At 38.4% G+C, this 21,350-nt stretch carries 18 protein-coding genes and 1 tRNA gene; 11 read left to right on the top strand and 8 right to left on the bottom strand.

What is annotated here, in order from left to right:
- Positions 1-3: 3 nt before the first annotated feature.
- From VQ048_RS10520 to VQ048_RS10495, 6 genes are all read left to right on the top strand, one after another.
- Entirely contained in the window at positions 4-666 is a 663-nt protein-coding gene (locus VQ048_RS10520) for a hypothetical protein (RefSeq protein ID WP_327611649.1), read from the top strand.
- 126 nt (positions 667-792) lie between these two features.
- Positions 793-1,128, top strand: coding sequence for a hypothetical protein (locus tag VQ048_RS10515; RefSeq protein ID WP_327611648.1), 336 nt, complete (start codon positions 793-795; stop codon positions 1,126-1,128).
- Between the two features lie 411 nt (positions 1,129-1,539).
- Positions 1,540-4,437 (top strand): SNF2-related protein, encoded by a 2,898-nt coding sequence (locus VQ048_RS10510; protein WP_327611647.1) that lies wholly within the window; start codon positions 1,540-1,542, stop codon positions 4,435-4,437.
- A 13-nt stretch (positions 4,438-4,450) separates the two neighbouring features.
- Positions 4,451-6,088, top strand: coding sequence for an ATP-binding protein (locus VQ048_RS10505; RefSeq protein ID WP_327611646.1), 1,638 nt, complete (start codon positions 4,451-4,453; stop codon positions 6,086-6,088).
- 119 nt (positions 6,089-6,207) lie between these two features.
- Positions 6,208-7,986 carry a site-specific DNA-methyltransferase gene (locus tag VQ048_RS10500; protein ID WP_327611645.1) on the top strand — a complete coding sequence of 593 codons (1,779 nt, stop codon included), beginning with the start codon at positions 6,208-6,210 and terminating at the stop codon, positions 7,984-7,986.
- Between the two features lie 24 nt (positions 7,987-8,010).
- The gene (locus tag VQ048_RS10495; protein WP_327611644.1) at positions 8,011-10,701 is read left to right on the top strand and encodes a DEAD/DEAH box helicase; all 2,691 of its coding nucleotides are present in this window, start codon (positions 8,011-8,013) and stop codon (positions 10,699-10,701) included.
- 436 nt (positions 10,702-11,137) lie between these two features.
- On the opposite strand, the gene VQ048_RS10490 is transcribed toward VQ048_RS10495, so the two are convergent.
- A tRNA-Ile gene (locus tag VQ048_RS10490) sits at positions 11,138-11,211 on the bottom strand.
- 63 nt (positions 11,212-11,274) lie between these two features.
- Positions 11,275-11,673 carry a methylmalonyl-CoA epimerase gene (gene mce / locus VQ048_RS10485; RefSeq protein ID WP_327611643.1) on the bottom strand — a complete coding sequence of 133 codons (399 nt, stop codon included), beginning with the start codon at positions 11,671-11,673 and terminating at the stop codon, positions 11,275-11,277.
- 225 nt (positions 11,674-11,898) lie between these two features.
- Here mce and mscL point away from each other — a divergent pair, with 225 nt between their 5' ends.
- Entirely contained in the window at positions 11,899-12,267 is a 369-nt protein-coding gene (gene mscL / locus VQ048_RS10480) for a large conductance mechanosensitive channel protein MscL (RefSeq protein WP_327611642.1), read from the top strand.
- A 154-nt stretch (positions 12,268-12,421) separates the two neighbouring features.
- On the opposite strand, the gene lgt is transcribed toward mscL, so the two are convergent.
- Both lgt and yidD read right to left on the bottom strand, forming a co-directional pair.
- Positions 12,422-13,270 (bottom strand): prolipoprotein diacylglyceryl transferase, encoded by an 849-nt coding sequence (gene lgt / locus VQ048_RS10475; protein WP_327611659.1) that lies wholly within the window; start codon positions 13,268-13,270, stop codon positions 12,422-12,424.
- 406 nt (positions 13,271-13,676) lie between these two features.
- Positions 13,677-13,961, bottom strand: coding sequence for a membrane protein insertion efficiency factor YidD (gene yidD / locus VQ048_RS10470; RefSeq protein WP_442872821.1), 285 nt, complete (start codon positions 13,959-13,961; stop codon positions 13,677-13,679).
- A gap of 94 nt (positions 13,962-14,055) precedes the next feature.
- On the opposite strand from yidD, the gene VQ048_RS10465 reads away from it, so the two are divergent.
- Positions 14,056-15,336, top strand: a complete 1,281-nt coding sequence (locus tag VQ048_RS10465; protein WP_327611640.1) for a replication-associated recombination protein A — start codon at positions 14,056-14,058, stop codon at positions 15,334-15,336.
- Between the two features lie 33 nt (positions 15,337-15,369).
- On the opposite strand, the gene pepE is transcribed toward VQ048_RS10465, so the two are convergent.
- Together pepE and VQ048_RS10455 are read right to left on the bottom strand one after the other, a co-directional pair.
- Complete coding sequence (pepE, locus tag VQ048_RS10460; RefSeq protein WP_327611639.1) at positions 15,370-16,062, bottom strand: dipeptidase PepE; 693 nt, start codon at positions 16,060-16,062, stop codon at positions 15,370-15,372.
- Positions 16,063-16,127: 65 nt separating this feature from the next.
- Complete coding sequence (locus VQ048_RS10455) at positions 16,128-16,541, bottom strand: acyl-CoA thioesterase (RefSeq protein WP_327611638.1); 414 nt, start codon at positions 16,539-16,541, stop codon at positions 16,128-16,130.
- Between the two features lie 148 nt (positions 16,542-16,689).
- Between VQ048_RS10455 and dnaA the strand changes: the two genes are divergently transcribed.
- The 3 genes from dnaA to VQ048_RS10440 all read left to right on the top strand — a co-directional run bounded on the left by dnaA (position 16,690) and on the right by VQ048_RS10440 (position 19,381).
- The gene (gene dnaA / locus VQ048_RS10450) at positions 16,690-18,138 is read left to right on the top strand and encodes a chromosomal replication initiator protein DnaA (RefSeq protein ID WP_327611637.1); all 1,449 of its coding nucleotides are present in this window, start codon (positions 16,690-16,692) and stop codon (positions 18,136-18,138) included.
- Positions 18,139-18,227: 89 nt separating this feature from the next.
- Entirely contained in the window at positions 18,228-18,686 is a 459-nt protein-coding gene (locus tag VQ048_RS10445; protein WP_327611636.1) for a low molecular weight protein-tyrosine-phosphatase, read from the top strand.
- A 134-nt stretch (positions 18,687-18,820) separates the two neighbouring features.
- Positions 18,821-19,381, top strand: coding sequence for a hypothetical protein (locus VQ048_RS10440; RefSeq protein ID WP_327611635.1), 561 nt, complete (start codon positions 18,821-18,823; stop codon positions 19,379-19,381).
- A gap of 76 nt (positions 19,382-19,457) precedes the next feature.
- Here VQ048_RS10440 and VQ048_RS10435 read toward each other — a convergent pair whose 3' ends face one another.
- Complete coding sequence (locus VQ048_RS10435; RefSeq protein WP_327611634.1) at positions 19,458-20,255, bottom strand: hypothetical protein; 798 nt, start codon at positions 20,253-20,255, stop codon at positions 19,458-19,460.
- A gap of 21 nt (positions 20,256-20,276) precedes the next feature.
- Entirely contained in the window at positions 20,277-20,678 is a 402-nt protein-coding gene (locus tag VQ048_RS10430) for a COG3650 family protein (RefSeq protein WP_327611633.1), read from the bottom strand.
- Between the last annotated feature and the right edge of the window lie 672 nt (positions 20,679-21,350).

The raw sequence follows: 21,350 nt of genomic DNA, 5'->3' as shown, positions 1-21,350 counted from the left end.
CAAATGAATACGATACAAAAGAAAAAACACGATAGATTTATTTTTCTGAAAACTATTTATGAAGAAAGTAATGGAGAAGAAGGTTATATCTTCAATATGTGGGAAATCGGAAAATATTTAAACTTTACAAGAGAAGAAACCTCCTCCATTTTTGACTATTTAGAAGGAGAAGGATTACTCAAATCAATGACTTTGGGAGGAGGCTTTTCAATTACTCATTTGGGAATTGTTGAAGTCGAAGAAGCATTAAGCGAGCCAGACCAACCAACAGAGCATTTTCTGCCTTTCAGTCAGTACAATACTATCCATATTGAGAATATGAATGGTGGAGCTATACAACAAGCTACAAACAATTCAACAATAAATAATATAGTAGCATTTGATACTATCACAAATATTGAAAATTATATTGAAAAACTGACAGACTTTGTAAATAAAGATATTACAGACAAAGACATTCAAAGTGAGTTGTTAGCAGATATTGAAACAATCAAGCAACAAACGAAATCTCCAAAACCAAAGAAAACTATTTTAAAAGTATCATTGCAATCTGTTAAGGAAATTCTTATAGGTGCATCAGGGGGAATTATAGGAACATTGGCTACTCCAAAAGCACAAGAAATAATTCAATTAACAGAAAAAATGATAAGTACATTATCGAATTAAATTATCTCAATTTTTCACTTCATAATCCTTTGTTTTCTTAATATTTGTTGCTGTTTTACATTTTTTAATAATACAATAACTGGTAAATAGTTGACTATTAGGTAATTATCTTAATAACTTTACTTTTTGTATCGGAAAATGATCCGTTTTAGGATTAGAAAATTCATTAAAAGAGGATGGATTAAAAACGATCAGGTTTGGTCAAAAGCTATCGTCCCTAAATCTCAGTTGGAAGTTTTTTTTAATTTGGAATTATTGAAAATGGATCTGATTCAAATAGATTATAATGGTTTATCATTATTTGCCATGTCTTTGGAGCAGGCTGTTCAGCAAGAGAAAGCGCAAATGATGCTGGGTAAAGTGAATGACGATATTGCGTCTGTTGTACAAAACTTTGACGATATTGATTTAAAAATTAAATTGATAAAATCTGCAGATCCAAAATTAAATCCTTTAAAATGACTCGCATAGATAGAAGGAATTATCTAAATGATCTTTTGGGAACTGTTTTTTTGCTTACCGAAATCAAAAAGTCAAACGCTTAATTTATTGAATGTACTTTTTCGATTAGGCTACAATCAATCGAATGGCTTAGAGTGAAGTCTTGCGACAAAAAACTATTATTAGGCTTGTTTTAGATTTTTTGTCGCATTAGATTGCATATTTCGACCTGAAAATTGGCAGAGTTAAGGAAGGGGAGTGTAGTGGATCCTACTCCTCATTTTAATTGTCATGGAAGAAAAAGAGGGGTTTAAGTTAAAAATATTGTTGGAGTTCCTCCGGATGGTGGGGGGAAGTTATAGGTTAGGATTTAAATAATGCTTATCTTTAACGCCTTTAAAAAAGGATAATACAAGTTAAGTACGGATTTTAATGGAGTTTTCTAACTTTCACGCAAAGTATTTTGCACATGATATAACGCGTCGTTTACCATCAGATAGTGTGGGAAAATTTGTGGCATCTTTACAAGATGCCCAAGTTGATTTAAACCCACATCAAGTAGATGCGGCGTTATTTGCTTTTCAGTCGCCATTGTCTAAAGGGGCTATTTTAGCAGATGAAGTTGGATTGGGTAAAACTATTGAAGCTGGCATTATTTTATCTCAAAAATGGGCAGAGCGTAAAAGAAAATTATTAATTATTGCTCCTTCTAATTTACGCAAACAATGGAATCAAGAATTACTAGACAAATTCTTTTTGCCATCAATAATATTAGAAACAAAGTCATTTAACGAAGAAATTAAAAAAGGGAATTTAAACCCCTTCAATCAAGAGGATGGTATAATTATCTGTTCCTATCAATTTGCCAAAACGAAAGTCCCTTATATACAACAAACCAATTGGGATTTAGTAATTATTGATGAAGCTCATCGTTTACGTAATGTATATAAACCTTCCAACAAAACAGCTAATGTAATAAAAGAAGCACTACATCCTTTCAAAAAAGTGCTTTTAACCGCTACGCCTTTACAGAATTCTATTTTAGAATTATATGGTTTAGTATCTATTATTGACGATTATGTATTTGGTGATTTGAAAAGTTTTAAATCGCAGTACTCACGTATTGTTGATGAAGAAAATTACGAAGCTCTACGCAATAGAATTCAGCCGGTTTGTCATCGTACATTAAGAAAACAGGTATTGGAATACATTAATTACACCAATAGAATTCCTATTGTAGAAGAGTTTTTTCCAACTATGGAGGAAGAACAATTATATGATTTTGTATCAGATTATCTTCAAAGACCAAAATTATACGCACTACCTAATAGCCAACGTCAATTAATGACGCTTATATTGCGTAAATTGTTGGCTTCTTCTTCGTATGCGATATATGGGACTCTGGATTCGTTGGTAAAACGATTGGAAAATATATTACTTAAAGAATCTGCATTCGATTTATTCGATGAAGTTGATACAGATTACGAATCTGCTGATGAATTACAAGATGAGTGGGACGAAGATGAACTAGATGATACTGTAGATATTATTTACATGCCAGAAGATTTAGTAAACATAGAAAATGAATTAGCAGATTTAAAGCGTTTTAGAGATTTAGCTCATGTAATTCGTAAAAATTCTAAAGCAGAACATTTATTTACTGCATTAGATAAAGGTTTTAATGAACTCGAAAAATTGGGTGCTAATAACAAAGCTTTAATTTTTACAGAAAGTAGAAGGACTCAAGATTTTCTATACAATACTTTAGAAGCGAGAGGGTATAAGGGTAAAGTGGTTTTGTTTAACGGAGTGAACAATGATCCTAAATCGAAGCGTATATGTAGCGACTGGTTGCAGGTGAATAAAGGGTCAGATAAGGTAACCGGTTCTAAAACGGCCGATATGCGTGCGGCATTGGTAGACTATTTCAAGAATGAAGCGACCATTATGATTGCTACGGAAGCGGCTGCGGAAGGTATCAATTTGCAATTCTGTTCGTTAATTGTAAATTATGATATGCCTTGGAATCCTCAGCGCATAGAGCAGCGTATTGGGCGATGTCATCGTTACGGGCAGAAGCATGATGTTGTTGTCGTGAATTTTTTGAATAAGAAGAACGAAGCCGATATCAGGGTGTATGAATTGTTAGATCAAAAATTCAGATTATTTGATGGCGTTTTTGGGGCATCAGATGAGGTTTTAGGGGCTATTGGTAGTGGGGTCGATTTTGAAAAGCGTATTGCGATGATTTATCAAAATTGTCGCAAAACAGAAGAGATTAAAGCTGCATTTGATGAATTGCAAGAAGAATTAAAACCACAAATAACAGAACGTTTACAGCAAGCGAAATCTACTTTATTAGAAAATTTTGATGAAGAAGTAAGAGAAAAACTAAAAGCGAATCTTTTAGAAACTACCGCTTCATTATCTAAATTTGAAGAAAAATTATGGAAGTTAACTCAATTTATGTTAGCCGAAAAAGCTCGATTTAATGATGATTATACTTTCACATTAATAGATAATCCATATAAGTCATTGGCTATTAATGCTGGTCCTTATATGATATTAAAAACGGATGAAAAAGGTCGTAAGTCCGAAAAGGTAATTCCTGAAAAAACGAATGTGTATCGTGTGGGGCATCCTTTAGCACAACATTTAATAAAGGAAGCATCAAGTTTAGATACGCCATCAAAAGAATTAAGTTTTGATTATTCAAATTCGCCGACAAAAATAGCTTACTTAGAACAATTCATCGGTCAATCTGGATGGATGCTAGTAACGAAGGTAGAAATAGATTCTTTCGAAAAAGAAGATTATATTATTGCAGCTGCTTGTATAGATAATGGTGAAGTTTTAGATAGTGAAATGGCTTTGCGTTTATTTTCATTACATGCCAAAGAAGGTCAAGAAGTGGTTATTGATAGGAGTATCAAAACGCAATTAAACGAATTACATTTTGCAACCAAGCAAGATATTATTAATACCAATGCATCTAAAAACAACGATTTCTTTGATGTAGAAATGGATAAGCTCGATCAATGGGCAGAAGACATGAAAATCAGTCTTGAAAAGGAAATTAAAGATATAGATGCAGAAATAAAACTTCGTAAAGCTGAAGCTAAAAAAACAATGAATATAGAAGCGAAAGTAAAAGCCCAAAGAGCCATTAAAGATTTAGAAAATAAGCGTTCTGAAAAAAGAAAACGTTTATTTTTAGCACAAGACGAAGTGGATGAAAGAAAAGAAAATCTTTTGTCTGAGATTGAAGAAAGATTAAACCAAAGTATCACGGAAACGGAATTATTTACAATTCGATGGAATATTATATAAAACTGCCGTTAATATGAATGTTGAGCAAAATACTATAGAATATAAATCCTTAAAAAAAATAACTACTGGAGATAAGGGGGTTAAAGAACTATCAGTTACATGTGTTTGTTTGGCAAATGCACAAGGTGGCATTATTTATATTGGTATTGAAGATAAAACATTAGAACCACCAAAAAATCAAATTATTGATATTAAAATAATTAATGATGCTATAACAAGATTAAGAACTCTTTGTTTTAATGTAAGTATTATTCAGGGTGATATTATTGAACATGAAAATGGCGGTGAATATTTTTCGCTAATTATACAACCGTCATTAAGAAGTATTGCTACAACTTCCGAAGGCAAAATATTTGTTCGCTTGGGTGATCAATGTCATCCTGCAAGAAGCGAAGATGTTTTAACGTTAGCAGCAGAACGTGATGCATTCAAATGGGAATTACAAGAACGTAAAGTTACACTAAGCCAAATTCCGTTAGAAAACATAGAATGGTTTGCTAATGAAATTAGGAAATCGGATCGTGTTAAAGATATTGTTAAGCAAAAAACTGATATAGAAATTATTGAACATTATAATTTCATTTCCAACGGTTTACTTACCAATTTGGGTATTTTATGGTTAGGTACTCCTTTACAACGAAATAAACTTGTTTATCCTATTAATGTTCAATATATAGTATATGATGAGTTTGAAAAAAAAATACGTAAAGAAGACTGGAACGATGGTTTATTAAATCCTAAACATTTAATTGAGGACATTGAAAAACAAGCGATTGAATTAAAATACTACGATGAATTTCCACAAGGGTTATTTAGAAATAAAGTTTATCATTATGATCCAAGATTATTACGTGAATTATTAATTAATGCTATTGCTCATAAAAGCTATACTATTTCGGGTGATATTTTTATAAAGGTTTATACCGATAGGGTTGAAATAACTAATCCTGGAGGATTACCTCTTGGCGTTACTAATACTAATATTTTACATAAATCCATTAGAAGAAATCCTGATATTATTCGAGTTTTACACGATTTAAAATTAATGGAAGGTGAAGGAAGTGGGTATGATCTTATTTATGAAATAGTAAGTAGAGATTCAAAATCTTTCCCAATAATAGAAAATGATTTTAGTACTACAAAAGTCATTCAGTATTCTAAAATATTAGATGCAGAGGCGGTTTTACTTTTAGATTTCATTGCTGAAAATTATCAACTTACTCAAAAAGAATTTATTGCAATTGGTATAGTAGCTAGAGAACAAAAAATATTATCTACTCAACTGTCTAAATCTTTGCAATTATCCGATGAAGACCGAATGAGGTCTTATGTTAATCGTTTAGTTGATCAAGAAATATTAATTACAAGAGGTCAAAAGAAAGCTACAGAATTTATGATTAATCCTAAATTAATAGCAAGTTCAAAAATTAATATCAAACCTACTCTAAAATTAATAGAACCTCATAGATTGAAAGCTTTAATTTTGGAAGATTTAAAAACTTATCCTAATAGCTTAGTTGCTGATATTCATAAACGTTTGGTTGATGTTGAGTTAGCCGATTTAAGGAAGGCAATTTATGAAATGGTAAAGGATGGTGTTTTATTGCACACTGGTGGTAAAACATATAGAAGGTATTACTTACCCGAATAAATGGCAAAAAAAAATAGAAATAAAATAGAAAGTGTCTTAAAGTATTGATTTTTAAAGGTTTTTCTATTTTTATCTAAAAATAGAATGAATAACACGCAAAATAGAAACCCATACACACTATGGCTCAAAATAAAAACTTACAAAAATTAGAATTAACGTGGATTGGCAAAGGCGACGAACCCAAGCTGGAACCGCGTATTTTAATCGAGAACCCGGAATACTCCTACGGTGACCCAAACACCGAAAATAGGCTCATACATGGTGACAACCTATTGGCATTAAAAGCTTTAGAACAAGACTATGCAGGTAAAGTAAAGTGCATCTATATAGACCCACCGTATAACACAGGTGCTGCTTTTGAACAATATGATGATAACTTAGAGCATTCTATATGGCTAAATTTAATGTATAATAGACTGTTAATATTAAAGAATCTGCTTAGTAATGATGGGTTTATATTCATAAATATAGATGACAATGAATTAGCATATTTACGAGTAATTTGTGATGAAATTTTTGGTAGAAATAATTCATTTGATCAAATTGCGGTAAAGACATCTTCTTCGCAAGGAGGTTTTGGCGGTGTTAATCCTGGACTTGTTTCAAATACTGAATATATACTTATATATTGTAAAAATAAATCGTTAGCTAAATTTTATGAGGATAAGCTATTTGTTGAAAAACAATATGATGAAAATTACAAATATTATATTCTTAATTTAGATGATAATATTGATAATTGGCAGGTTACAACTTTAAATGAATTAGCTTATAAGGAACTTGGAATACCTGAACCATATAACAATAGTACATGGCGAATTTTAAAGGATAAATACGGTGAGTTTTGGGAATTAATAAGATATAATGTAAAATCTAAAATAGCGTTAAATAACCCAAATAATGTTTTTAGAACATTTAATCCGAATAAGCCAGCAAAATATTTACAAGATGCTTTAATTATCAGTAAACATCAAGATAATAGAAATATGTTCATTGAAGCTAAATCATCGTCAGATGATATTAAATTATGCTATAATGGAGAAGTTGTCTTGTTTTACAATAAAATGATGAAACGTATTGATAATAATATGGTTCCTGTTAAATTCTTAACGACTTTTTGGGAAGATTTTTCATGGGAAGGAATAGCTAGCGAAGGGGGGGTTAAATTAAGAAACGGAAAAAAACCTGAAGCTTTGTTGAAGAGAATTTTAGAAATGTCTACCAATCCAGGCGATTTAGTTTTAGATTCATTTTTAGGTTCAGGTACTACGGCGGCTGTGGCTCATAAAATGGGACGTAAATACATTGGTATCGAATTAGGAGAACACGCGGTTACGCATTGCTATCCACGTTTAAAACAAGTGGTAGATGGGGAACAAGGCGGTATTTCTAAAGCAGTTAATTGGCAAGGTGGTGGTGGTTTTAAGTTCTATACTTTAGCCCCAAGTTTATTGAAGAAAGACAAGTTTGGGCAATGGATTATCTCCGATGAGTACAATGCCGATAGGTTAGCCGCTGCAATGGCAAAACAAGAAGGTTTTAAATACAACCCAAGCGAAACGCAATTCTGGAAACAAGGAAGCTCGTCAGAGCAGGATTTTATTTTCACAACCACTCAGTTTCTTACGGTTCAGCAGTTAGAAGCGATTGCAGAAGATATGCAAGCAGGTGAGAGTTTATTAATTTGTTGCAAAGCATTCCAAACAGAATGTAAAAACAAGTTTCCGAACATTACCATCAAAAAAATACCGCAGTTGTTATTAGACCGTTGCGAATTCGGTAAAGACGATTATAGTTTAAATATCGTCAACGTACCACAAGAAGATAACCAAGAAGGCTACGATGCAGAAGAAGAAATTGAAAATGAAGAAGGAGGCATTGATATAAGAGAAAAATAATCGAAAATCAGCATTGGATTAACTATGAATCAAAATACGATTAACCAAATAAAACAGCGTTTATCGTTGCGTTTGCCATTGGCAGAAGCGTTAGACGCTACGGCAACGATCGCAGAGCATATTCCACTACGGAAATCGAAAAGAAACACTACTGTTCAGGAAGATTTACAAGTCATCAAAGGTTTGTATCCTTCTTGTACGGATTTTCAACGTGCCTTTCCTTCCATCACTCACAATATAGCTACGGGGGTGGGTAAAACCCGTTTGATGGGCGCTATCATTACCTATTTGTATTTGGCCAAAGGCGTTAAGAACTTCTTTATTCTTGCACCCAACTTAACTATTTACGAAAAACTAATCAAAGATTTTGGAGACCCGGCGTACAGTAAATATGTATTCAATGGAATTTCAGAATTTGTACACAATCGACCAGTAATTATTACAGGAGATAATTATGCACAGCAAGGGGCTTTGTTTAGCGAATCAGAAGTTCGTATCAATATTTTCAATATTTCTAAATTCAACTCGGACAATAAAGGGCAAAAAAAAGGAGGGGTTTCTTTGGCTCCGAAAATGAAACGTTTATCCGAATACTTAGGCGAATCGTATTGGCAGTATTTATCGTCTTTGGATGATTTGGTGGTGTTAATGGATGAAGCGCATCGTTACCATGCAGATGCTTCTAAAAAAGCGATTGATGAATTAAATCCTGTATTGGGTATCGAATTAACTGCTACGCCAACAGATGAAAAAGGAAAACCTTTTAAAAACATCGTTTACGAATATACTTTAGCGAAAGCGTTAGCCGATGGGTTGTATGTGAAAAATCCTACTATTGCTAAACGTAAAAACTTCGATCCAAAAGGGAAAAGTACCGAAGAAATAGAACAAGTGAAGTTGGAAGATGCCATTTCTATTCACCAACAAACCAAAACGGATTTAGAACTATACGCACTCAACAATGATCAAAAAGTAGTAAAACCTTTCGTTTTAGTTGTTTGTAAAGATATTACACATGCTAAAGCGGTTTATGATTATATCAACTCAACTACTTTTTACGAAGGACAATACATCGGTAAAGTTTTACAAATCGATTCTTCTACTAAAAAAGATGAAGAAATAGAGCGGCTTTTCGTTTCGTTAGAAAATCCAGATAACGAGATAGAAATTGTTATTCACGTTAATATGCTAAAAGAAGGTTGGGATGTTTCCAACTTATATACTATCGTACCATTACGAGCGGCAAATGCAACCGTATTAATCGAGCAAACGATTGGTCGTGGGTTGCGTTTGCCTTTTGGTGGTAAGCGTACAGGCGAAGCTAATATTGATAAATTAACGATAATAGCACACGATAATTTCGATTCAGCAATTGCTGAAGCTCAAAATCCAGATTCTTTATTAAACAAAATGTCTTTTGTAGAGTACGATGAAGAGCAGGTAAAAGAAAGAACAATTGCAACGACTTCTGTATCTAAAGCAGATAAAGAAATTGAAGTGGAGCAAGCAAAGGTTGATGCTATTGTAGATGTTCAACAAAAACAAACAGCACAAAATCAAGTTGATGCTAAAAAAGCAATTATTTCTGTATTACCTACATTAAATAAAATTCCTGAGATAAAGAAAGTTGAAGATTTTGCTAAACCTGAGGCTAAAGCCAAAGTTATAGAGCAAATAAAAGAAACACTCAATCAAGGGCAAGGGAATTTATTTGCAGATGATATTGTAAAGGACGCTGAAACAATATATGATACAGTAGTTTCTAATTACAAAAAGCAAATCATCGAAATTCCTCGTATGGACTTAGTCCAAGGGGATGCTCATGCCTATTTTGAAGATTTTGATTTAGATACTTCAGTGTTTCAGTTCAAAGCTTTAGAAGATGAAATCATACGTGTGAGTTTAGCCAATCAAGCAGAAGTAGAAAGTTTACGTGCTATATCAAGTGGTAATTATGGTAATCCTATCAATAATATCATTGCGGAATTATTGAATAATTCGGATGTAGATTATGATGATAATGCAGAGCTATTATATAAACTGGCAAAACAAGCCTATAGTGCAATAGAAGCGAGTAATGCTGATGAAAAAGAGATGAAGAAAGCGGTTTTTCAGTTTAAGAAAACCATTGCAGATCGTATCTACCTTCAAATGAAAAATCATTTTAAACTTGAATACAGCAATTACGAAAAACCAAACGTATTACCATTTACTAAAATAGAATCACATAATTTTTCGGCGTTAGCATCTAATGGTTTTAAAGATTATAGAGATGCAATTTCACCTGTTAGTTTAGTGTCAAAGTATGTATTTATGGGTTTTGAAAAAGCGTGTCATTTTGAATACAAGTTTGATTCTAACACAGAAAAAGAATTAGCATTTGTACTTGAAAATGACAACACTGTAGTAAAGTGGTTAAGGCCTGCAAGTAATCAATTCCGTATTTATTGGGATAACAATTCCAAACGTTACGAACCCGATTTTGTAGTTGAAACCGAAGATGCAATTTATATGATAGAGTCAAAATCTAAAAATAAAATGCAAGATTCGGATGTATTACAGAAAGCTGATGCCGCAAAAACCTACTGTAAATATGCGACCGAATATAATTTAGAAAACGGTGGTAAACCGTGGTATTATCTATTGGTTTCGCACGATGAGATTAATAAAACGATTAGTTTTGGATATTTGGTCAATAAGTTTAAAGACTGGTAGGAAGGGCATTTTGTCGGGTAATTTCTCGTCAATGGTATAAATTGAAAAGTAATTCTGAAAATGTGGATTTCTATTTTTTTTAATAGGTTTATTTTAAAGGGTAGAAAATTTGTTGAAATGGAATTAAATAGAACGCGTTTAGTTATTGTGATAGATTTCATTTATATTATTGAATAGTGATGGAGAAAGACATAACAAAACACCTAAGGATAGCAGAAATAATACAAACGGCTCGAATTCAATAGGTTGGACGCAAGAAGAGCGTGCTAATAGGATAGGATATGCTAGAAACGCCATCCAAAGACGAGAAAGTGGAAAGTTTTTACCTAATGCTGACCAGCTCTATTAAATTTTTAGAGGCACTTGATTTAGAGTTGAAAATGTATAATGAAAAATGAACGGAAACAAAAAATGCCCCCGTTTAGGAGGCATTTTGTGGTCCCACTTGGGCTCGAACCAAGGACCACCTGATTATGAGTCAGGTGCTCTAACCAACTGAGCTATAGGACCTGCCGAGCGATGCTCGATCAATTGGATTGCAAAGATAGTAATTTTTATTTTTTTACAAAAAAATTATTTGTTTTCTTGGCATAGTTCTACTAGGACGCCGTTGGTGGATTTTGGATGGAGAAATACCACGAGTTTATTGTCGGCGCCAGGTTTGGGGATTTCGTTGATGAACTGGAAGCCTTCGTTTTTCAGTCGTTTTATTTCGGCGTGAAGGTCGGTAACGCTAAATGCTAAATGATGGATGCCTTCTCCTTTTTTTTCGATGAATTTGGCGATGGGGCTTTCGGGGGTGTGGGCTTCCAGTAGTTCGATTTTGGGGCTTCCGGTTTTATAGAAAGAAGTGGTTACGCCTTCGCTTTCCACGGTTTCTTGTTTGTAGTTGGTTTGGCCTAAAAGCTTTTCAAACAGCCGGTCGGAGATATTCAGGGCTTTGACGGCGATACCGATGTGTTCTAATTTCATGGGGGCGATTTTGGTTTGTGAAGTCAAAAGTACGGCGTTTGGCGGGGGAAAGCAAATCGAAGTTAATCTTTGATGATTTTAGGGTGGGCTAATTGGTAGTAAATCAATGGAATGGCCTTTGGGGCTGGTTGGTGAATTAGGGGTGGCTGGTATTTTTTAGTGAAAAAGGAGGGGTTGGCATGTAAAAATAGATTACTTTTGCAACGAATTATAAAAACATAAATTATGGGATTTGTAAAAGAATTTAAAGCTTTTGCGTTCAAAGGTAACGTTATTGATTTGGCTGTCGGTGTGATCATCGGTGCGGCTTTTGGTAAAATTGTTTCTTCTTTGGTAGAGGATGTGATTACGCCATTATTGCTTAACCCTGTGATGAAAGCGGCAGGAGTGGACAAACTGGAGAACTGGTCGGTAGACGGAGTGCTTTGGGGTAAATTCCTTGCGGCGGTTATCAGCTTTTTTGCGATTGCTTTTGTGGTGTTTTGGTTGGTTAAGGTGGCTAATAAGGTTAATAAACCTGCGGAGGCTGCTCCTGCCGGGCCTTCTCAAGAGGAATTGTTGGCGGAGATTCGCGATTTGTTGAAAAACAAATAAACGAGCCTTTGAGGGCGTCCGAAGGGGCAGTCCTTTTGGGTATTTAATACTAAGGGAGCGTCTGATTTTATCGGGCTCTCTTTTTTGTTGGATTCAATGAATTGGGCAGATAGAGTATTAAAAAGCCTTCACTTTTCAAAGTGAAGGCTTCTTTTTATTCGGGTTTGGCGTTTTCTGCCGGGGTGATTTTGAATTTTGAGGAATAGAGCATGATAACCAATCCGGCGAGGATGAACGGAAGAGATAGCACTTGGCCGGTGTTCAATCCTGCGATTTGGATGAATTCGTCGCCTTGGGGTTCTTTAAAGAATTCTACGGTTAATCGGATGGACCATAGCAGGACGAAGAATAGGCCGAAGAGCCAACCTTGTTGGTATTTTTTTCGGGTGTAGCGGTAGAGGGTCCATAGTAGGATGAAGAGCATCAGGTAGCCGAAGGCTTCAAAAAGCTGGGTTGGAAACCTTGGAATGGTAAGGCCGTATTCGCTGCTCATTTGGGGGAATAGTACGGCGAAAGGCGAGTCCTGAGGGGCGGGTTTACCAATGATTTCGGAGTTGAAAAAGTTTCCCATTCGTACGAAAGCGCCGCCTAAAGCTACTACGATTCCCAGTCGGTCGTAGACCCAAAGGGGATTTTTTCTGATGATTTTAAAGGAATAATAGAGCGTCGTTAGGATCAGCGCAATGGTTGCGCCGTGGCTGGCTAATCCTGAAAAACCGGTGAATTTGAATTCCGGTTGGGTTTGGATGGGTAGAAAAACCGACCAAAAATCTTGTCGGAAGAGTTCCGGTTGATAGAAAACCACGTGGCCTATACGGGCTCCGAAAATGGTGCCGATGAGCGTCCAGGTGAACAGGGGTTCGAGGTATTTGGCATTAACCTGATCGATGCGGAACATTTGCGCCATGATGAGGTAGCCCAATCCGAAAGCAAAAATAAACATCAGACTGTAATAGTGCAGGGTAATAAAGCCCATATTGATTCCCGTGGAAGGATCCCAAATCTTGAAGGTAGTGTTTAGAGAGACGTTGTGTCGGGGGGATAGGGCCTCTGCTGCGGCTAAGGGGCGGTAGAGGTATTTGGCTTCGTTGGTAGAGGTTACCGGCTGGAAGTCTTTGTTCAAAAGTTGGTAGCCTAATTCGAAATAGCCTCCGAACATTTGGTTTTGAGGGTATTCTTTCAATGTGGGATTTAGGATAACCAAGGTGTTGTGCTGGGGTTCGACCGAGCCGAAGTCCACGAAATTTTGTGGCGAAGTCGTGGCGAATATTTTAACGGGAACGGAGGTGTTGTCTATTTTCAGCGTTCCGTCGGATAGGCCGTCCGGGTAATTTTGAGCGATCAGAGACTGAACGGTGACGGCCAAAAAAAACAAATAGATTTTAAAAAGAAAAGAATGCATAAATCGTTTATGAATTTGAATTAGATGAAGTTTTTTCAGTGGAAGTTTGGGCTGGGGAGTCCGTTTTCCAACTGGGGACGGGGTCGTACCCGCTGGCGCCCCAAGGATGGCATCGGGAAATTCTTTTTAATCCCAGCCAAACGCCTCGGAAGAAGCCGTGCTGCTCCAGGGCTCCCAGCATGTAGTGGGAGCAGGTGGGGGTATATCGGCAGTTTTTTCCCAGCCAAGGCGAAATGGCGTACTGGTAAAATTTTATCAATACGATTAGCGGAAAAGTTAATATTTTATGGATTAACGTATTCAAAGCTATGCAAAAGTAGGTATAAATTTGGGATTTTTTTCTGAAATTGCAGATTTCTTACCTTTGCTTTTTAAAAGATAAATTTTTGAGTCGTCAAATACCTTTAGCCGAGCAGCTCCGGCCTCACACTTTGGATGAGGTTTTGGGGCAGGAGCATCTTACGGGGCCCCAGGGGACCGTGCGCAGGATGCTCGAAAACGATACGCTTAATTCCCTTATTTTTTGGGGGCCTCCGGGAACGGGGAAGACTACGTTGGCGGAGATTATTTCCGAACATTCGGGGCGGAAGTTTTTCAAATTGTCGGCGGTTTCCAGCGGGGTGAAAGACGTGCGGGAGGTGATAGAGGAGGCGAAACGTCAGAATTTGTTTTCCGGCAAGTCGCCGATTTTGTTTATCGACGAGATTCATCGGTTTAATAAATCCCAGCAGGACTCTCTTCTTCATGCGGTGGAGAAGGGATGGATTGTGTTGGTGGGGGCGACGACCGAGAATCCGAGTTTTGAGGTGGTTTCGGCTTTGCTTTCGCGTGCTCAGGTTTATGTGCTTAAGCCGCTGAGTTACGAAAAATTGGAAGCGCTTTGTACTATTGCGTCCGAAAAATTTAACGAAAACGAAGGGACTTCTTTTGTTCTGAAAGACAAAGGAGCATTGATTCAGTATTCGGGCGGGGATGCCCGGAAGCTGATTAATTCGGTAGAGTTGGTTTTGGGGCAATATTTGGGGTCTGATACCCGTACGATTACCGATCAGGAGGTGATGGCGGTGCTTCAGGAGGTGATGCCGGTATATGATAAAAATGGGGAGCAGCATTATGACATTGTGTCGGCGTTTATTAAATCCATAAGGGGAAGCGATCCTAACGGGGCGGTGTATTGGCTGGCGCGCATGATTGCGGGGGGAGAGGATGTCAAATTCATTGCGCGGCGGATGCTCATTTCTGCGGCGGAAGATATTGGTTTGGCAAACCCGAATGCTTTGACGGTGGCTAATCAATGCTTTCAGGCTGTGAATGTTATCGGCTACCCTGAGGCGCGGATTATTTTAAGTGAAACGGCTATTTATTTGGCGGTATCTCCCAAATCGAATACGGCTTACGAAGCGATTAATTCGGCTTTGGATTTGGTGAAGCGTACGGGGAATTTGCCGGTGCCATTGCCATTGCGTAATGCGCCTACCAAGTTAATGGAATCGTTGGATTATGGGAAGGGGTATCGTTACGCTCACCATTATGAGAATCATTTTGTCGAGCAGGAATATCTGCCCGAGTCGCTTTCTGGGACGACGCTTTACCGTCCGGGAACGAATGCGACCGAGAAAAAAATTAAGGAAGAACTGCAACGAAAATGGAAAAATAAATACGAATGAAAAAACTCCGCTCTTGATGCGGAGTTTTTTTTCTTACAACCGGCTGCCGGGTTCTACTTCGTACGGCGGGCGGTCTTTTTCGAAAACTCTTGTGGAATGGCGGCCTTCTACGGTGATGAGGTCGCCTTTTCTCCGAATCCAGTTTCCTTCTCTCAGGCCGATGACTTTGGTGTCGTTTTGGGTTAGGAATTCCTTAATTCGGGTTTCGCGGGTTTCGCCGTTGTGCTTTAATTCCGGCTGAGGGTCAAGGTAGTGCGGATTCAGGTTGAAGGGAACCAGAGCCATGCAATCGAAACTAGGAGGATAGACGATGGGCATGTCGTTGGTGGTTTTCATGTTTACTCCGCCGATATTGCTTCCTGCGCTGCATCCCAAGTAAGGTTTGCCGTTTTTGACTTGTTGGGCCAGTAGGGGCATGAGTTGTTTTTCGTGGAGGGTTTTGACTAAAAGGAACGTGTTGCCGCCTCCCGTAAAGTAACCTTGGGCTTCTTGTATGGCTTTTTGAGGATTGCTGTATTGGTGAAGTCCATTCACGCGAAGGCCTAAGGTTTGGAAAGCCTCGCGGACTTTGGTCGTGTAATCATCGTGGGAAAGGCCTGAGGGGCGGGCGTAAGGGATAAACAAAATTTCTTCGAGTCCTGAAAAGAGCGATCGGAGTTCTTCGGTGAGGTATTCCAAGTAGTTTTCTCCATAGAGTGTTGAGGTGGAGGCCAGCAGTATATTCATTGTTTTTTTGGATTTTGAACGGTTAAAAAAGCGAAAGTATCAAAAAAAGACTTAGAAGGCAACGGTTACTCTTCTTTCCAATGTTTTTCGATCAGTTGGTTCAAAAATGTCGGACAACGGATGATTTTTTGTTTTTCCGCATCGAAAAAATAGAGAGTTACCTGGGCTTCGGTTAGTTTTTCCCGTTCTTCGTTAAAGATTTCATAGTCGAAGGTTATTCGCACGCCGGGCTTGGTTCGGATGCGGGTGTGGATCTCTAAAAGTTGGTCGTATCGGGCGGGTTTTAAGTATTTGATTTGGTATTCCGAAACGGGGAGCCATACCCCTTGTTTTTCGATTTCGTCGTAGGAAATCCCCAGGCTTCGGAACAGCTCTACTCGGGCGACCTCAAGGTACTGGGCGTAGTGGCCGTAGTAGACGTATTTCATTGGGTCGGTTTCTGCATAACGTACTCTTATTGAGTGTTTTGTATGTATCATTTTGTTTTAATTTAGTCCCAACATACGAATATATTTTTTAAAAATCAAGGTGCTTGAAACTTTTTTTTAGTAATAAAAATGTTCATCTTTGCCTTCCGTTTGCTGCCTAAAAGCAGTACTTCAAATAACCCTTTTTACGTCAGAATTTATGGATCAAGATTTATCATTGATATGGGAAAAGTGTCTTCGGTTTATGAGGGATAACCTCAATGCAGCCGAGGATAATGACGATCTTAAAAAGCTGGAAAAATCTTTTGACTTGCTTTTTGATAAGGTTGAACCTTTGTCATTGGTTAATCATAACCTTACGCTTTTGGTTCCGAGTGATTTTTACAAGGAATACATTGAGGATAATTACTTGTCTCTGCTTTCTGCGGCACTGAGAAAAAACATCGGCAAAGGGGTTAAGCTTTGGTACTCCGTCATGGAGAACAAACCTTCGGGGAAGGAGCAACCGATCGTTCAGAAGGTTCGGGGGAATTCGGTTCCGGCGCCTAAGGTGCAGGAAGCGATGCCGGCCGCTCGGAAATTGGTTAATCCTATGGTGGCTCCGGGGATTAAGAAGGTGAATATCGAGTCCAACCTTATTCCGCATCTTTCGTTTGATAATTTTGTGGAAGGTGAGAGTAATAAATTTGCGTCCACCGTGGCGAAATCCATTGCCAAGCGTCCGGGGGCAACGGCGTTCAATCCGCTTTTTGTTCATGGCGGTGTGGGGGTCGGAAAAACGCATTTGGCTCATGCCATCGGGTTGGAGGTCAAAAATAATTTTCCCGACAAAGTAGTGCTTTACTTATCTTCGGAGAAGTTTATCCAGCAGTTTGTTTCGGCGGCCAAGGCTCAGAACAAAACGGATTTTCAGAATTACTACCAAATGGTGGATGTTTTGATTATTGACGACATCCAGTTTCTTTCTGGAAAGGCGGCGACTCAGGATAGTTTTTTCCATATCTTCGACTACCTTCACCAAAACGGCAAACAGATTGTTTTGACTTCCGATAAGGCTCCGGTGGATATTCAGGATATTCAGGAGCGGATTGTTTCTCGTTTTAAATGGGGGCTTTCGGCGGAGGTTAAAGCACCGGATTTCGATACGAGAAGAAAAATTATCGTGGACAAGCTCAGTCGGGATGGTATTGTCTTGACGGACGATATGGTCGATTATTTGGCTGGTGAAGTGAATTCCAACGTCAGGGAACTGATCGGGGTGATTAATTCGGTGATTGCTTACTCTACAATTTACAAATCGGATTTAAGTCTTGAGCTGCTCAAGGAAACCATTAACAAGATTGCTTCCACTCAGAAAAAAATCATCAATATTCCGTACATCCAGGAGGTGGTTTGCGAATATTTCGGGATTAATCGGGATCAGTTGCTTTCCCGCTCGAGAAAAAGGGATATTGCGCTGCCAAGACAGTTGGCCATGTATTTTTCTAAGGAGTTTACCAATGCCACGTTTTCCAAAATCGGCGAGGAAATGGGAGGGAAAGACCACTCTACGGTCATGTACGCCTGCGATACCATTAGGGATGTGGCCAAAGTGGATAAGGAGGTGAAGAAGTATGTAAAGGAACTCTCCGAAAGAATAAAAAAGTAAAATCAGCAGAATGCGATAAAATAAGAACCGCCCCGAAGGAAATCGAACGATCTCTTCGGGCGTTTTTTTTTAACCTAAAAACAAATGCGATGAAAATACTAATGTTATGTTTGGGGAATATTTGCCGAAGTCCTTTGGCGGAAGGGATTCTGAGAGCGAAGCTGGGAGAGGGTTTCCTGGTGGACAGTGCGGGGCTTTTGTCCTTTCACGAAGGAAAGCCGGCTGATCGTCGTTCCATTCAAACGGCGGAAAGGCACGGGATTGATTTGAGCGCCCATCGTTCCAGGCCGATAACGCCGAGGGATTTTGAAGTTTTTGATGTGATTTACTGCATGGACGAGCAAAACTTCAGGGAGGCTTGTAAGATGGCTGCTAGCGAAGAGCAACGCCTTAAGGTGCAACTGATTCTGAAGGCTGCCGGGGGTACGGGGCCCTGTGAAGTTCCGGATCCTTATTATGACGGGATGGAAGCGTTTGAAATGGTTTACCGGTTGTTGGATGAGGCTTGCGAGGTATTAGCGGAAGATTTGCAGGCAAAAGAAGGGTGAGGAAATCGGCTTTCGGTGGGTTTTCAGGATTTTCTTTTCGTTTTACATAATTTCGATAAAATCGCTTTGAAAAGGACTTTGGGTGTGAAAATTGCAGGTCTTTTATCCGAAAACTAACTATAAACGATTTTATTATGAAAAAGATTTTATTAGCGTCCGCTATCGGGCTTTTTGGAATGGCTAATGCGCAACTTCAGGAAGGAAACTGGATGGTGGGTTCCAGCTTGGCCGACATGCAGTTCACCAACGGATTGAGCCTTTCCCTAACGCCGAAAGCCGGTTATTTCGTGAGCGACCGGTTTGTGGTTGGTGCCGGGGTGGAATTGTCCGTGGATAAACCAAACGGAAGTTCCGTAAGCCAAACGAACTGGGCGATCGCACCGTTTGCGAGATACTACTTCACCAATAGCGAAATCAACAGCATGTTGAACAACGGTGCTTTCTTCGCAGAAGGTAGTGCAGGTTTCGGTGGAAACAACAGTAGCGCCTCTGGAGGAAGCAATGCCAATGGCGTTAAACTTGGTGCAGGGGCAGGTTATGCTTACTTCATCACGCAAAACGTATCGGTGGAGGGTATGTTGAAACTCAATACTATTACGGGAGCAGGAAACACGGCTAACGTAGGGGCTCAGGTAGGATTTAACATCTACCTTCCTTCAAAAACGGTAAAAGCGGCGGCAGCAGACCGTCAATAAAACCCGTCCCGAAAGGGGTATTTAGAAAGTAGCGCGGCCTTCCCTTGGGAAGGCCGCGCTTTTTTGCAGTGTAAATTTAGGGGTTGAGGCGGTGAATTTTGGGGGCAGGGGTTCGGTCTTTGATTTTCAAATAGAAAGCGATGGCAAGTAAGGCGGCAGCCAATAGCCAGTAGAATTTTTGACCTTTTTTCAGGGAACTTCGGTAATTGCCGATTGAACTCAGGTCGTAGAAGGTTTTTGTGGATGAACTTAGGCCGTAAACATTGATGAAGCGCCATCCAAAATGTTTTTCGAGGAAGGAAGGCTCCTTTGTTTTCTTTATTTTCTTTAAATAATCGTTTCGGCTTATGGTGAGATAAAGGGTGGCGGGCATTTTAGTTTCGCTCTTGAATGCGTTGCTATCAAAATAGTCTTGGTAAAAACTGGGGAGGTTAAACTGGTAGTCGGGGTATTCTTTCGATTTTAAGGGGGCTAACGACTTTATTTTACCTTTTATTCGGGGCGCTTCGGTTAGGGTGATCGGTACGGTGGCAAAATCCTTTTGGTTTTGGATGGTTTGATTTTCGTTGCGTTCGCCAATCCCGATGGATAAGGATAAAAAACTGAAAAAGACAGAGAGGTATTTGGCCAAACCGGAAGAAGAGTGTTGTTTGAGGTCTTTGTAGGTCAGATCTACATTAATGTTGGTTAGATTTAAAGGAAATAAAATAGAGAGCCCATAAAGAAAGAGCGGGAAGCAAAGGAATGCCCCAAAGATAAAGTCGGGGATTTGGAAATAATCGCTCTGAAAGGAGCTCAGTAGACTCTGAATACCGAAATACCCTGGTGTCAAAAAGACAACCAATAGAATGATTTTTTCAAGGATGGATCTCATGAAGCAGCTTTTGCTTAGAAATTACCGACAAGAATTCGTGGACGTCCAAGGGGCTACTTTCAGGACTTTTTTTACTTTCAGAGTGCCGTCGTAATCGGCAGCAAAGCCTTCTTCGGCTTTGGGGTGCTCTTCCGCAATAACTTCGCAGTAGGTTTCAGGGTAGGGCGAAGAGGCGTTTCGGTTAGCCTGAGCGTAAAGAGAATCCAGTGTTGAAGATTCATCGATAATCCAATACGCAGAGGTAGAGCCGCAGGGGGAAAAAGAAGCGGTTTCGTGCCCGAGAATAAGTTTTCCCTTCCATAGTAAGGAGGATTTTGACAGATTCGTGGGTTGGGCGGGCGCACTTTTTTGAGGAGTGGGCGCTTCGCAATGCCATAGCAAAATCAGGCAGGGAAGGTAAAGGAAGATTGTTTTCTTTTTCATAGTAAGTCAATAATGGAAGAGCATTTCAGGCACCGCTCCATGAATGAGGTTCGGAGCTTAAAATAGAGGCCTATTCGATAACGTTCCGTTTCCAAAAATAAGGATTTTTTGTTCTTTTACAAGCGATATTGATAATAAGGTGATATTGGGCTAAAAAAGGAACGTTTTTTTGAGAATGATAATAGCGTAAAAGGGCTATTTATATCCAAAAGTAGTCGTTTGATTTCTGTAACTCGACGGCAGGTTATAGTAAAGTTTCCAAGGTCATGGGAGCAAAAAAATAAGAGGGGCTATTTTGTAGACCCTCTTAATAAATAGACTAACCGTAGTGGTCTATTTTCACGAACTTAATCGGTCTTGACCGAGATTTTCAGAGCATTACTGCCTTTATGTCCACCTCCCCGTCTATTTAAATATTTGCGAAGATACAGAATTGAAGTGGATTTAGTCTCCAACTTTGTTCAATCGAAGCCATGTTTTTATTTTAGTTTTGTATTCTATAAAGAATTTTTCCAAACGCATATCCGAAATTATAAATTGCAAATATTATTAATATAGACATCTTGAATTCAACTTATAAATGCAACTTTTTGGGTGCGGATAATAAGCAATAAAAACATTTATTTTTCAGAGAGGAAAGAGAGACAATGTCCCCCTTTCTCTCACTCTGAA

Origin of the sequence: Bergeyella anatis (assembly GCF_036016955.1) — a bacterium.
Classification (GTDB): Bacteria; Bacteroidota; Bacteroidia; order Flavobacteriales; family Weeksellaceae; genus JAYWXI01.
Note: the sequence above shows the minus strand (reverse complement) of the source record. Positions and strands in the feature narration are given on the sequence as shown.